Annotated in this window: 13 protein-coding genes; 12 read left to right on the top strand and 1 reads right to left on the bottom strand. The window is 52.5% G+C overall.

The features are described 5' to 3' along the window. From ACESZP_RS16820 to ACESZP_RS16870, 11 genes are all read left to right on the top strand, one after another. Positions 1 to 606 (top strand): VirB4-like conjugal transfer ATPase, CD1110 family (locus ACESZP_RS16820; RefSeq protein WP_499709811.1); only part of this gene is annotated, 606 nt, incomplete at its 5' end. Next, positions 603 to 986: a DUF3851 domain-containing protein gene (locus ACESZP_RS16825; RefSeq protein WP_499709812.1), complete on the top strand. Its 384-nt coding sequence runs from the start codon at positions 603 to 605 to the stop codon at positions 984 to 986. The genes ACESZP_RS16820 and ACESZP_RS16825, both read left to right, overlap by 4 nt. After that, complete coding sequence (locus tag ACESZP_RS16830; RefSeq protein WP_499709813.1) at positions 979 to 2715, top strand: CHAP domain-containing protein; 1737 nt, start codon at positions 979 to 981, stop codon at positions 2713 to 2715. Before ACESZP_RS16825 ends, ACESZP_RS16830 begins: the two co-directional genes overlap by 8 nt. A 29-nt stretch (positions 2716 to 2744) precedes the next feature. Further along, positions 2745 to 2996 (top strand): DUF4315 family protein, encoded by a 252-nt coding sequence (locus ACESZP_RS16835; protein WP_006777886.1) that lies wholly within the window; start codon positions 2745 to 2747, stop codon positions 2994 to 2996. Further along, positions 2986 to 3750 (top strand): DUF4366 domain-containing protein, encoded by a 765-nt coding sequence (locus ACESZP_RS16840; protein ID WP_499709814.1) that lies wholly within the window; start codon positions 2986 to 2988, stop codon positions 3748 to 3750. Before ACESZP_RS16835 ends, ACESZP_RS16840 begins: the two co-directional genes overlap by 11 nt. Continuing rightward, the gene (locus tag ACESZP_RS16845; RefSeq protein WP_499709815.1) at positions 3747 to 3941 is read left to right on the top strand and encodes a hypothetical protein; all 195 of its coding nucleotides are present in this window, start codon (positions 3747 to 3749) and stop codon (positions 3939 to 3941) included. The genes ACESZP_RS16840 and ACESZP_RS16845 overlap by 4 nt, the downstream gene beginning before the upstream one ends. After that, the gene (locus ACESZP_RS16850; RefSeq protein WP_499709816.1) at positions 3938 to 4630 is read left to right on the top strand and encodes a conjugal transfer protein TraG; all 693 of its coding nucleotides are present in this window, start codon (positions 3938 to 3940) and stop codon (positions 4628 to 4630) included. The genes ACESZP_RS16845 and ACESZP_RS16850 overlap by 4 nt, the downstream gene beginning before the upstream one ends. After that, a complete protein-coding gene (locus ACESZP_RS16855) occupies positions 4611 to 6710 on the top strand; it encodes a type IA DNA topoisomerase (RefSeq protein WP_499709817.1) in 2100 nt (699 codons plus the stop codon). Before ACESZP_RS16850 ends, ACESZP_RS16855 begins: the two co-directional genes overlap by 20 nt. Next, the gene (locus tag ACESZP_RS16860; RefSeq protein ID WP_055228432.1) at positions 6707 to 6985 is read left to right on the top strand and encodes a hypothetical protein; all 279 of its coding nucleotides are present in this window, start codon (positions 6707 to 6709) and stop codon (positions 6983 to 6985) included. The genes ACESZP_RS16855 and ACESZP_RS16860 overlap by 4 nt, the downstream gene beginning before the upstream one ends. A gap of 6 nt (positions 6986 to 6991) precedes the next feature. Further along, the gene (locus tag ACESZP_RS16865; RefSeq protein ID WP_499709818.1) at positions 6992 to 10360 is read left to right on the top strand and encodes a YodL domain-containing protein; all 3369 of its coding nucleotides are present in this window, start codon (positions 6992 to 6994) and stop codon (positions 10358 to 10360) included. A 1-nt stretch (position 10361) separates the two neighbouring features. After that, positions 10362 to 10577 carry a transposon-transfer assisting family protein gene (locus ACESZP_RS16870; RefSeq protein ID WP_499709819.1) on the top strand — a complete coding sequence of 72 codons (216 nt, stop codon included), beginning with the start codon at positions 10362 to 10364 and terminating at the stop codon, positions 10575 to 10577. 96 nt (positions 10578 to 10673) lie between these two features. Here ACESZP_RS16870 and ACESZP_RS16875 read toward each other — a convergent pair whose 3' ends face one another. Further along, positions 10674 to 11441 (bottom strand): hypothetical protein, encoded by a 768-nt coding sequence (locus ACESZP_RS16875; protein WP_499709820.1) that lies wholly within the window; start codon positions 11439 to 11441, stop codon positions 10674 to 10676. On the opposite strand from ACESZP_RS16875, the gene ACESZP_RS16880 reads away from it, so the two are divergent. Further along, positions 11440 to 11784: a TnpV protein gene (locus ACESZP_RS16880; protein WP_499709827.1), complete on the top strand. Its 345-nt coding sequence runs from the start codon at positions 11440 to 11442 to the stop codon at positions 11782 to 11784. The two genes, ACESZP_RS16875 and ACESZP_RS16880, sit on opposite strands and share 2 nt — an antisense overlap. Positions 11785 to 14443: the final 2659 nt, after the last annotated feature.

The following is a 14443-nucleotide window of genomic DNA, read 5'->3' on the forward strand; positions in this document are numbered from 1 at the left end:
GCCCAGTATATCGCTACGGCTCTTGAAATCTATGTAACCGGCTCCCTCAATGTGTTCAACCACCAGAGCAATGTGGACATCAACAACCGCATTGTCTGCTATGACATCAAGGAACTGGGCAAGCAGCTTAAAAAAATCGGTATGCTGGTGGTACAGGATCAGGTGTGGAACCGCGTTACCATTAACCGCGCTGCCCACAAGTCTACCCGTTACTACATCGACGAGATGCACTTGCTTTTGAAGGAGGAACAGACCGCTGCCTATACGGTGGAAATCTGGAAGCGATTCCGTAAATGGGGCGGTATTCCGACAGGTATTACCCAGAATGTCAAAGACCTTTTGAGCAGCCGCGAGGTAGAGAACATCTTTGAAAACTCCGACTTCGTGTATATGCTCAACCAGGCAGGTGGAGACCGCCAGATTCTCGCCAAGCAGCTGGGCATTTCCACGCACCAGCTTAGCTATGTGACCCACTCCGGTGAGGGTGAGGGCCTGCTGTTCTATGGCTCCACGATCCTGCCGTTTGTAGACCACTTCCCGAAGAACACCGAACTTTACCGCATTATGACCACCAAACCTCAAGAATTGAAAAAGGAGGATGAATGATTATGAACCCCAACATTTTGAATAAAACCCCGCTGATGTTTTTTGACAGGGCGGTAAATGCCCAGCGCAGCCAGCTGCTTACAGTCATGGCCGATGCGGTAAGTGAGTGCCGCACGGCGGCAGATCAGGCAGCCGAACTGAATGAGACCGGTCAGGTGGGGCTTCTCCGTCTGGCAGAGGTCTGGAGCGTCATTCGTGCTAAAGAAGGTATGGGCGGCCTGATTCTGAAAGGAACAGAGGCGAAGATTCTGTCCGATGTGGTGGCACAGTTTTATGCCTACCTGTCCGGCTGTATGTTCAACGATCCTGTGGGAATGGCCATTTATGCAGAGCTGCACTACATGATGTCCTCCCTCATGCTGGGAGAATGGTTTGAATAAAGAGCCGCGCCTGCGCTTTACTGATGAGGAACGGTCTGATCCTGCACTGGAAAAGCCGATCCGTAAAGCGGAGAAAGCTGCGGCCAGAGCAGATAAGGCGCAGGCCAATATCCCAAAGAAAAAGGTCAGGCAGACGGTCATCGACCCGGATACCGGAAAAAAGACCTCGAAGCTGACCTTTGAGGACAAGAAAAAGCCACCCTCCAAACTTTCTCAAGGGGTCAAGGAAGCTCCCGTCCATCTGGTTGCTGGCAAGCTCCACAAAGAGATCCGGGAAACAGAACAGGACAATGTGGGCGTGGAAAGCGCCCACAAGTCCGAGGAAGCGGTGGAGACCGGCGCTTATCTGGTGCGGGAGGGCTATCGCAGCCACAAGCTGAAGCCGTACCGCAAAGCAGCACAGGCAGAGCGCCAACTGGAAAAGGCAAATATAAATGTTCTGTACCAGAAATCTTTGCAGGAAAATCCCCAGTTTGCCAGCAATCCACTTTCCCGCTGGCAGCAAAAGCAGGCCATCAAAAAGCAGTATGCCGCCGCCAAACATGCCGGTCAGACTGCTGGAAATACTGCCCAGGCTGCATCCAAAACAGGAAAAGCCGCAAGGACGGTAAAAGAAAAGGCACAGCAGGCAGGGGCATTCGTCATGCGCCACAAGAAGGGTTTCCTGATGGCAGGGGTTTTGTTCCTCATTACCTGTATGCTGATGAATACCATGTCCTCCTGCTCCATGATGGCGCAGAGCATCGGTTCCGTTCTCTCCGGTACCACTTATCCGTCGGATGACCCGGAAATGCTGGCGGTGGAGGCAGATTATGCAGCCAGAGAAGCCCAGTTGCAGGAGGAAATCGACAACATAGAAAGCAGTCACCCAGGGTATGACGAGTATCGCTATGACCTTGGTATGATCGGCCATGACCCTCATGAGCTGGCAGCATTTCTCTCTGCCGTCTTGCAAGGCTACACCCGGCAGAGCGCTCAGGCAGAGCTGGCGCGTGTGTTTGCAGCACAGTATCAGCTGACGCTTACTGAGGAAGTGGAGATTCGCTACCGCACGGAGACCTCCACCGACCCGGAGACCGGTGAGACCACCTCAGAAGAAGTTCCCTATGAGTATTACATTTTGAATGTGAAACTCGCCAGCAAGCCCATTTCCGCTGTGGTGTCGGAGCTTCTGACCCCGGAGCAGATGAAAATGTATCAGGTTTACCGGCAGACCATGGGCAATAAGCCGCTGTTGTTTGGCGGCGGCTCCCCTGATACCAGCGGCTCGGAAGATCTGTCCGGTGTGCAGTTCATTAACGGTACCCGCCCCGGCAATCCTCAGCTGGTGGAACTGGCCAAGCGTCAGGTGGGCAATGTGGGCGGTTATCCCTACTGGAGCTGGTACGGCTTTGACTCCCGTGTAGAATGGTGTGCCTGCTTCGTATCCTGGTGCTATAACCAGGCAGGAAAAAGTGAACCGCGCTTTGCAGGCTGTGAGTGGCAGGGCGTTCCGTGGTTCCAGTCTCATGGACAATGGGGTGCAAGAGGCTATAACAATCTGGCTCCCGGAGATGCAATTTTCTTTGATTGGGATTTGGATGGGACAGCAGACCATGTGGGTATCGTGATCGGTACGGATGGCAGCCGTGTTTATACCGTGGAGGGAAATTCCGGCGATGCCTGCAAGATTAAAAGTTATGACCTGAATTATCAAAGCATTAAGGGCTACGGTCTGATGAACTGGTAACAGAGATTTTTAAGAAGGAGTGATAGACGATGGCAAAGAACAAAATTGAGCGCATTGACCAGGAGATTACAAAGGTCCGCGAGAAGATAGCAGAGTATCAGGAAAAGCTCAAGGCGCTGGAAGCACAGAAAACCGAGGCAGAAAATCTGGAGATCGTCCAGATGGTGCGCGCCCTGCGTATGACCCCGACCCAGTTGAGCGCCATGCTGTCCGGTGGCACAGTTCCCGGCAGTTTGGCTGATGACAATAACGAACAGGAGGAAAACAGCTATGAGGAATAAACGATTGCTCCGAACACTTTCCGCCTTTTGCCTGACAATGGTTGTGGCATTTGGCTTTACGATCCCTGCTTTTGCACAGGGGTCAGAACAGGCTCCGGCGGCACCGGCAGAGGATTCTACCAATGATAGCAACGTGATTGTGGAAGAAACAGAACCAGCACCGGCACTTACACCGGAGGGGAATGCGGCACTGGTGGATGATTTTGGAGGCAATAAGCAGCTTATTACTGTTACGACCAAAGCTGGAAATTACTTTTACATCCTGATTGACAGGGCGAATGAGGATAAAAAGACTGCTGTTCACTTTCTGAATCAGGTGGATGAAGCGGATTTGATGGCACTGATGGAAGATGGAAATGCTAAAGAGGAGTCGTCTGCTGTGTGTGGCTGCACGACAAAATGTGAAGCAGGGGCAGTCAATACGGCTTGTCCGGTCTGTGCAACTGATAAGAGTAAATGTACGGGCAAAGCACCGGAACCTCCGGCAGAAACATCGGAGCCGGAAAAGGAGAAGCCTGCCGGATTGAACCCGTCTGCGCTGGTCCTTTTACTGGCTCTGCTTGGTGGCGGTGGCGTATTTGCCTATTTGAAGCTCGTTAAGAACAAGCCTAAGACCAAGGGCAATGACAGTCTGGACGATTATGATTATGGCGAGGAAGATTCCGAGGAATGGGAAACCGAAAATGAGGAGTCGGATGAGCCTGACGCTGACGGGGGCAGCACAGAAGAAGATGACGAGGACAGCGTGAAATGATCCGTTTCACAGACAGTCCCTATGAACGCATGATGACACGCAGGCCGGAGGGCGGGAGGGAAACTTCCCGTCCTCCTTCTTTACCCCACAACCACCCCTGCTATGGTTGCGGGAGTTATGGAAGCCCCTGCGTAGGTATCTGCCATCGTGAGATGGAACGCTGGCTCAAAGAAAGGAAACGAAAAAAATGAGTGTTCTGATTATATTTATCAAGCTGATTGCTGTTTTTGACCTGCTGGTAATTGCTGTGTATTTTGGCGGCGACATTCTTTCTACCATGTTAAACAAACTTCGGAGAACGCCAAAGCAAGATGACCCCTTTGCTTTCTCCTTAGATACCGTGACAGTTTCATTGTCCATAGATTCTATCCGTCAGCTTTATTCCGGTGACGCGGCAGATTTTGTGAAGGAAAAGATCTTGCCAAATGTGGAGAAAACAATGGCTGTTTTGACAGATCAGGAACAGACAGCAGCCTGTCTGCTCTTATCTGCTCTCATCGGTTTTCTTGCAGCAGAAGCTCCTATGGATGAACAGAGCTTTCCTATGGTAATGGAACTTTTGAACTGTATGGAGGGGGAAAAAGAGGATGGTTGTCAGGATGCAGTAGATATTTTGTTTGAAGATACCATCAGCAATACCCACCGTCATGAAGAATATTACAGCAATTATCAACGCTACCAGCTGATGCAGGTGGATAAAACCCGTGTCATTTTGGCTTGCCGCATCATCATCAATGACCTGCTGGGGAAACTGTACCGCTATGATTATCGGTTTGGCTATAACCTGCTTTTGGATGAGGAAAACAGCATTGAGAAAAAGCTGCACACGCCTGTGCGAGAAGAATGGGAGGATGAAGATAATGAAACTTGTAATTGCTGAAAAGCCATCAGTTGCCCAGAGTTTGGCGGCGGTGATCGGCGCAACCGTCCGTAAGGACGGGTATCTGGAGGGCAACGGCTGGCGTGTCAGCTGGTGCGTGGGCCACCTGGCCGGTCTTGCGGATGCAGACAGTTATGATCCCAAGTATGCCAAGTGGCGATATGATGACCTGCCTATTCTGCCAGAGCATTGGCAGATGGTAGTGGGAAAGGATAAGAAAAAGCAGTTTGATATTCTCAAAAAGCTGATGAACGCCCCGGATGTGACGGAGGTAGTAAATGCCTGTGATGCCGGACGCGAGGGTGAGCTGATCTTCCGTAGCGTCTATGAGCTGGCAGGCTGTCAAAAGCCGATGAAAAGGCTCTGGATTTCTTCAATGGAGGACTCCGCCATAAGGGAGGGCTTTGCAAACCTGCGCCCAGGTGTAGATTATGATGGACTTCGGGATGCTGCTCTCTGCCGTGCCAAGGCCGACTGGCTGGTGGGAATCAATGCCACAAGGCTTTTTTCCGTGCTGTACCACCGCACCCTCAACATCGGGCGCGTGATGTCCCCAACGCTGGCACTGATTGTCCAGCGAGAAGCTGAGATCGACACCTTTAAGCCGGTTCCCTTTTATACCGTGGCGCTGGAACTGCCCGGTCTTACCATATCCGGGGAGCGCATGGCGGATAAGGCCGCTGCTGAGCAGCTGAAAGAAGCCTGCCAGGGTGCAGCTGTCACGATCAAAAAGGTGGAGTGCAAGGAAAAGTCCGAAAAGCCGCCTGCCCTCTATGACCTGACTACTCTACAAAGAGATGCCAACCGCCTGCTTGGATTTACAGCCCAGCAGACCCTGGACTATCTGCAAAGCCTGTATGAAAAGAAGCTCTGCACCTACCCCCGTACTGACAGCCGCTATCTGACTGGCGATATGGCAGACAGTCTGCCGGTGTTGGTGAATCTGGTTGCCAATGCTATGCCGTTTCGCAAAGGGATCGCCATTACCTGTGATCCGCAGACGGTCATCAACGATAAGAAAGTAACCGACCATCACGCAGTAATTCCTACCAGAAATCTCAAGGATGCAGACTTTTCTGCCCTTCCTGCGGGAGAAAAAGCGGTGCTGGAGCTGGTGGCCCTGCGTCTGCTGTGCGCCGTAGCCCAGCCCCATATCTATTCGGAAACTGTTGTGATTGCAGCGTGTGCCGGTGGAGAGTTTACCGCCAAAGGAAAAACGGTGAAGCACCCCGGATGGAAAGCACTGGAGGACGCTTACCGTGCCAAAATGAAGGATGCAGAGCCGAAAAAAGAGGGCGCAGAGAAAGCTCTGCCGGAGCTGACCGAAGGACAGACCCTTTCGATTTCTGCGGCAATCGTCAAAGAAGGTAAAAGCAGTCCACCTCAGCACTTTACGGAGGATACCTTGTTGTCCGCAATGGAGACTGCCGGAAAAGAGAATATGCCGGAGGAAGCCGAGCGAAAAGGTCTGGGGACACCGGCCACCCGTGCCGGTATTTTGGAAAAGCTGGTATCTGCCGGTTTTCTGGAACGAAAAAAGAGCAGGAAAACGGTGCAGCTTCTCCCTTCCCACAATGCAGTTTCCCTTATCACGGTCCTGCCGGAACAACTGCAATCGCCGCTTCTGACTGCCGAGTGGGAGTACCGCCTGGGCGAGATCGAGCGCGGGCAGCTTGCCCCAGAGGAGTTTCTGGACGGGATCAGCACCATGCTGAAAGACCTGGTGGGAACTTATCAGGTCATCAAGGGAACCGAGTACCTGTTCACTCCGCCCCGTGAGGTGGTGGGAAAATGCCCTCGCTGCGGCGGTGAAGTTGCAGAACTGCAAAAAGGCTTCTTCTGTCAGAATGATTCTTGCAAATTTGCAATCTGGAAAAACAACAAATGGTGGGCTGCCAAGAAAAAACAGCCGACCAAGGCTGTGGTGTCTGCGCTGCTGAACGATGGCCGTGTCCGTGTGACGGGGCTATATTCGGAGAAAACCGGCAAGACCTACGATGCCACTGTGGTTTTGGAGGACGATGGACAGTATGCCAACTTCAAGCTGGAATTTGACCAGCGGAAAGGAGGCAGCCGATGAAGCTCTCTTTAGTGGAACGGGAAACCATTCTCCTCTATAACCAGGCAGAACCAATGGCTGAGGTCTACACCCACGATCCCCGTCTGATGGAGAAGCTGGAACTGTTGGCAAAAAAGCACCCCGACCAGATCACCCGAAAGGACGCCCATAACTTTACAGTCCCCAAGCGGTGTGTATCAGTCCGGGAGCCATATAGCGCCGAGCGCCGCAAAGCTGCCAGTGAGCGTGCGAAAGTCGCCGGATACCAGCCCCCTGTGAAAAAGTCCGGCAGTTAAAGGCACATGGCAGAGAATGTATTTGAAGCGGTCAAGCAGTCGGTCAGCACCAGAGAAGCGGCAGCGTTTTATGGGATCGAGGTCAAACGAAATGGTATGGCCTGCTGTCCCTTTCACGATGATAAGAACCCCAGCATGAAGGTAGACCAGCGGTTCCACTGCTTTGGCTGTGGTGCAGATGGGGATGTGATCGACTTTACCGCAAAGCTCTTTAACCTCTCCCCAAAAGAAGCGGCAGAGAAACTGGCACAGGACTTTGGCCTGATCTATGACAGTCAGGCCCCTCCCCGCAGGAGGTATGTCCGGCAGAAAACCGAGGCACAAAAGTTTCGGGAGGACCGGCAGCAGTGTTATCGCGTACTGTCCGATTACTACTATCTGCTGAAAAAATGGGAGGCCGACAATTCGCCCCGAACACCGGAGGAAGAACCGCACCCCCGCTTTGTGGAAGCGATCCAGAAGAAAACCTATGTAGAGTACCTGTTGGACCTTTTTCTTTATGAAAGTGAAGAAGAACAAAGGGCATGGGTTGCAGAACACACAGCAGAAATCACACACTTGGAAAGGAGATTGAAAATCATGGCTGAGAATAAACCCACCAACCGAGAACGTTTAAGGGAAATCACAGATGGCATCGAGCAGGACATCAAAGAACTGTTTGAAAGCGAAAAGTATATGCGCTATCTGTCCGTCATGTCCCGATTTCACCGCTATTCGGTAAACAACACCATGCTCATCTATATGCAGAAGCCGGATGCCACTTTGGTAGCCGGATACAATAAGTGGAAAGACCAGTTTGAGCGTCATGTAAAAAAGGGCGAGCATGGCATTACCATCATTGCCCCGACACCGTATAAGAAGAAAATCGAGGAGCAGAAGCTGGACCCGGATACCAAGGCTCCGATTTTGGATAAAGACGGAAAGATCGTTACAGAGGAAAAAGAAATCGAGATCCCCATGTTTCGTCCGGTCAAGGTCTTTGATGTGAGCCAGACCGACGGGAAACCTTTGCCGGAGCTTGCATCATCCCTTTCCGGCAATGTGCCAAATTATGAGGCATTCATGGAGGCCCTGCGCCGCAGCGCACCGGTGCCGATTACTTTTGAAGCAATGGCCGCCGATACGGACGGCTATTTTTCTGCCGATCATCAGAAAATTGCCATTCGTCAGGGCATGAGCGAGGTGCAGACGGTTTCGGCCACGGTTCACGAGATTGCTCACAGCAAGCTCCACAATCAGAAAAAGATCCAGATTGCCAATGACGAGCAATATCAGGAGATCGAGCTGTTTGATAAACTTGGTCTGTTCTCCAACGGACGGATTGCTCGCGATAATCTGCCAGAGGGCGTTTATTGCTATGACCTGCGCGGTTCTGACTACAATCCTGGAGATCCGGTCTGTGTGGAAGAACGAGTGGTTGTAAACCATGCAGGCTCCGTTCTGCTGACAGAGCCGTTGGAACTGACGGAAGATGGACGCTTGATGCTGACCGAGGAAAAAGGGCTGAATTTTACCGGTGGCTTTTCTACCCTCTCCCAGTTTTTGCAGAAACAGAGGAAAGATCGTCACACGGAAGAAGTGGAGGCTGAAAGCATCTCCTATGCGGTCTGCAAGTATTTTGGCATCGAGACTGGAGAAAACAGCTTTGGCTATATTGCCAGTTGGAGTCAAGGCAAGGAGCTGAAAGAACTGAGAGCCAGTTTGGAGACCATCAACAAAACCTCCGGCACTTTGATCTCCGACATTGAGCGCCACTATAAGGAAATCTGCAAAGAGCGCGGAATCGACCCTCATGCAAAGGCAGAGCCGGAAACCGCCCCGATAGAGCAGCCAACCAGCAATCTGACTTACTATGTAGCAGAGTGCATGGAATTTCCAAACCTCGGAGAATACCACGATAACTTGTCTTTGGAGGAAGCAATCCGCATTTATCAGGAGATTCCGGCAGAACGAATGAACGGGATCAAGGGCATTGGTTTTGAGCTGAAAGACGGAAGCGACTATGAAGGACCTTTTCCGATTTTGACCGGGCAGACCATTGACCTGGACACCATCCAGGCAATCGACTATTACCGTGATAATCCTCTGGTGCAAAAAGCGGTAAAGGAACTGGCTGCGGCAATGCCAGAAATGGAAGTGCTGGGGGCGGATGCCAACCAGCAGGAGGCTTTGTTTCTGATTGACGATGCCACCTATCTTCATATCCAGTCCTGTGACAGCGGCTGGGACTATACCCTTTACGATGCCGCATCCATGAAAGAGCTGGATGGCGGTCAGCTGGATATGCCGGAGCTTTCCCGCAAAAATGCAGTTCTCCAGATTTGTGATGACAACAATCTGGACAGCACTTCGCTCAGACACGCTCCTATGTCCATGATTGAGACCTTGCAGGAAGCGGCCTATCAGCAGATGCAGGCAGAGGCCAGTCAGAGGACGTCTTCTTCTCAGCTGCCGGAAGCACAAGAGCAGGCGCTGGATGAATACCCTATGCCTGATGAGCAGGTCTCCACACCAGATATGCAGGAATACGGCTACTCCTATGATGGGATGTTCCCTGTTACCAGAGAACGGGCGCTGGAACTGGATGCCGCCGGTTTGACCGTTTATGTGCTGCATGAGGACAATACGGAGAGCATGGTGTTTGACCCGCAGGAAATCATGGATCATGGCGGTCTTTTTGGCGTGGACCGTGAGGAATGGGAGAAAAGCCCTCAGTTCCACGAAAAGGTCATGGAGCGTCAGGAACATCAGCAGGAACGCGAACAGGCATTTCTATCCCAGAACAGAGATTGCTTTGCTATCTATCAAGTGAGCCGTGACGATCCGCAGAATGTGCGCTTTATGAATCTGGATTGGTTAAAGTCCCATGACATTTCCATAGACCGCAGCAATTATGACCTCATTTACACAGCTCCGCTGAGGGAGTCTGGCACGGTACCGGAGCAGCTGGAAAAACTATATGAGCAGTTTAATCTGCAAAAGCCGGCGGATTTTCACAGTCCTTCTATGAGTGTCAGTGACATCGTTGCGATCAAGCAGGACGGTAAGGTATCCTGTCATTACTGTGACAGTGTTGGTTTTACCCAGATCCCCGGATTCCTGCCGGAAAATCCGTTGAAAAATGCGGAGATGGCCGTGGAGGACGATTACGGCATGATCGACGGTATCATCAACAATGGCGCAAAAGAGCCTACGGTGGCAGAGCTGGAACAGCAGGCCCGCAACGGTCAGCCCATTTCCCTGATGGATCTGGCTGCCGCTGCCCATCGGGAGGAACGGGAAAAGAAAAAGTCCGTCATGGAGCAGCTGAAAAGCCAGCCCAAGGCAGAACACAAAAAGATAGCGCCAAAAAAGAGTGCGGAAAGGGAGATTTGATATGGGAAACTTTACTTTTGAGGAAATGAACCTGATGTGCATTTACAATACCGGCAGCCGCACCGGACTGATCGACAGCCTGCGTGAGATGCGCGGCGAGCTGGCCCCGGAGGAAACCGAGCTGCGGGAGTTGACAGACAGCGCACTGGGCAAGCTCCAGGCCATGAGTGATGCCGAGTTTGCCGAGCTGGAGTTGTATCCGGAGTTTGACCAGTAAACACTATAATCGCAGGGATGGGGTGGCAATATGCCACCCCACCTTTTTACCCCAAAACTGAAAGGAGGACAGAACACTATGCCAACCAAAGCTGAACTATATGCACAGATGGCGGAGAAGGTAACAACGCAGCTCACGGGGAGCTGGCAGGAATGGGCAGGGTTTCTCACCACTGCTTCCCGCCTTTACAAGTACCCGTTCCATGAGCAGTTGATGATCTACGCCCAGCGTCCGGACGCCACCGCCTGTGCAGAGTACGATTTGTGGAATGAAAAGATGGGCCGGTATGTAAGGCGCGGCTCCAAGGGAATTGCTCTGGTGGACGATTCCGGGGACAGGCCCCACCTGCGCTATGTTTTTGATATTTCCGACACCGGAACCCGTGAACATTCCCGCACTCCCTGGCTGTGGCAGCTGGAGGAGCGCCATTTGGATTCGGTGCAGGCCATGCTTGAGCGCACCTATGATGTTTCCGGTGATGACCTTGCCGGACAGCTCACTAAGGTAGCCGGAAAACTGGCTGAGGAATACTGGACGGAGCATCAGCAGGACTTCTTCTATATCGTTGACGGTTCCTTTTTGGAGGAATATGATGAGTTTAACATCGGAGTACAGTTCAAGGCAGCAGCCACCGTCAGTATCACTTACGCTTTGATGTCCCGCTGTGGACTGGAGCCGGAACGCTACTTCGACCACAAAGATTTCATGGCGATCTTTGATTTCAATACTCCGGCAACCATCGGAGCGCTGGGAACAGCGGTCAGCCAGATCAACCAGCAGGTGCTGCGGCAGATCGGCGTTACCGTCCGAAATGCAGAGCGCGAAGCCAACCAAGAAAGGAGCAAACAAGATGAACAATCCCATGACCTATATCCAGAACGGAGACTATCTGATTCCCGACCTGAAGCTGAGCCAGCAGCCGGAGAAACCCCTGGGCAAGTACGGAAGGATGAGGAAAACCTACCTGAAGGAACACCGTCCCATCCTCTACAACCAGATGTTGCTGAGCGAGAAGCTGTACCCGCACCTTCTGGAGATCGACGAGACCTCCCAGAGCAGACTGGAGCAGATGATGCCCCAGCTGGCGAAGGAAGCGGGAGCCACCGAGGAACTGAAAGCCAGCGATCCCATGAAGTGGGTGGGGCTGATGAACACCTGCAAAGCCCAGGCCGAGGAAATCCTGATGGCGGAGCTTATCAACAGCTGACTCTAAACCTGTTCCTCTCCGAAGCGGAACAGATCCAATCCATAGATGAAGCAGAGAATGTAGCGCATACATCCTCTGCTTTTTCTTTTGCCCAAAATGACATTGACCATGTGCTGCGTTTGGGAGGCAATACAGACCGTCAGAGGGAGCGTGTGGTTGCAGCCTTTGAAAAGCAGAAAACCACCGCTGAGATTGCCGAGATACTGAAAACGCTGTACCACGGTGGCAACGGCCTTGGCAGTGTGAGTGCATGGTATGCCGAGGATGGTATCCATCTTTCCCACGGGAAGTCTGTCCGTTATGACAGGTCTGCCCAGGTCATTTCTTGGGAGCGCGCCGCAGAGCGTATCGGGGAGCTTTTGGAAAGTGGTCAGTTTGCCTCCAATGTGGAGCTTGCAGAAGCGGCAGGCTATGAACGCTCCCTCCTCTCGGAAAAGCTCTGGCATCTGTATCACGATCTCAGTGAGGACGCCAGAAAAGCCGGATATTTGTCCTGCCTGTCAGAGATCAAAGGCAATGGTTTCCCAGAGGAGACCCGCCGCCTGACGGAGCAGCTGAGTGACCCGGCTTTCCGCCAGACCCTCAAGGAAGAATACGCTGCCTTCTGGACTGCCTATCAGCAGGACCGTGACCTGTTGCGTTTTCACTATCATAGACCGAGGGAGATCTGGGAGAACCTGAAGGACCTTGACCTGCCCCGCAGGACCTTTTCTTCAGACCTTTCCCAAGTGCCAACCGTTCAGCACTTCATTACCGAGGATGAGATCGACGCCGCTATGACCGGCGGCAGCAGTTTCGCCGGAGGAAAAGGCCGTATCTATGTGTTCTTCATGGCAAACCATACGGATAAGGAGAAAGTGAGATTCCTCAAAGACGAGTATGGCATTGGCGGACGCTCTCATGCCCTGTCCGGCGCAACACACAGCGGCGAAGATCACGATGGGAAAGGACTGCGCTATAAAAAGCAGGACTGCCCGGATGTTCACTTGAACTGGGAAAAGGTTGCCAAGCGCATTACCTCACTTGTCCAGAAAGACCGCTATCTTACCGAACAGGAACAGGCACAGTATGACAAGATCCAGTCTGAACAGGAACTGGCCGAAGAAGATGCCATTCAAGCCCAGCAGCCGGAGATGGAGGAAGAAACACCAAAGCCTACCCTTGGGGAGCAGTTTGAGCAGTATAAGCCTGTGGTGACTGCCGCCATTTCCGAGGATACCGCATATCGCAATGCCTGCGGTCATTCTGACCGTGAAAATGCTGTCATCGAGGGCAATGCCGCTGTGCGCCGTGCGGTTCTTGGTTCTAAGGATATGGAGCTGATCCGACTCTATTCGGATGTGCCGGAGTTCCGTCAGCGTCTGCACCGGGAAGTGATCGACGAAACCTATCCAAAGCTCCATGAACTTCTGCGCCCTCTTTCTCAGGAAGATATTGATACTGCCCTTTGTGCATGGAACGGCAATATCGAGAGTAAACACGCTGTTGTCCGCTATATGAAAGACCATGCAAGAGAAAAAGATACCGCCGCATGGCTGGCTCAGGAATACGGCGGCAGTAACAGCAACAGCCTGTTCGTTGTCCGTGCCGGCAGCCCGGAGGGAACGCAGCTGCCCTGGCCGAAGGTACAGCGCAGGCTTGCCCAGCTCATTCAGGAGGACCGGTTCTATACCGAAGAAGAACAGAACCGTTTTGACGACATCGACCCAATCGCCATCCGGGAAGCTCTGGAAGAAAGAGGGATCGTCAACGGCCAGGTGGCAGACCCGGAAAAACTGGACAATGATCCGTTTATCCAACAGGTGATGTCAGATGTAGAGCAGATCGCAGATGCCGAGACAGAGCAGACTTCCGAAGTTTCCATTTCCGATGAGGAATATGATGCAGTTCGCCGCCCAACTCCGCAAAGAACATCCTATGACCCTGCTGCCCCGGTCTATGCCGTGGGCGATACCGTGTATATCGAGGATGACGCCTATCAGATCACCGAGCTGCGGGAGGACACCGTACAGCTTCTGCCCACCGGGATGGTATATCCCATCTACCGGGCAGAGCGCAAAGAACAGTTCGAGCAGCTGCTTCGGGCAGACCGCCGCAATGCTTACTATACCGAGTTTCTTCCTATTGCCCCGGACAAGGCAGATCAGGACTTACGGGATGTATTGGCTCATGGACTGATGGATGAAGCGGATAAAAAGCAGATTTCCACGCTGCTGCAATCCGGCAGGAGCAACAGCGAGATCGCCTACTGGTTGAGCAGAGCCTATTCCGGTGAGATCGAGACACTGAATCTGGAGACCGGCGATATTGCCGATTACCGTACCACGGCACAGGGCATAGAACTGGAAGTCATGGATGCAGAGGAAAAGCGTCTGGCTATGCTGTATTTCCGCTGGGATGAGGTTGCGCCTTTGCTGCGCGGGATGTATGCCCGTCAGCAGGACGGTTTTGGACAGGAACAGCCCCAACCGTCTGCCGAATCCCCAGCCTTTCATTCCGAGACCGTGGCCATCTATCCGGGCGATAAGCACCATCTACCTTATGATGTAGTGGTGGAACGGTTGCATATTGAGGAGCCGGAGCCGCCAGCTCCTATAACAGAGCTGGAGAAAACCTTTGAGGAAGTGCTGGATGAACGCCCGGTTTCCATTCAGGTCAA

The organism is Candidatus Dorea massiliensis AP6, from assembly GCF_964245105.1.
GTDB lineage: Bacteria > Bacillota > Clostridia > Lachnospirales > Lachnospiraceae > Laedolimicola > Laedolimicola intestinihominis.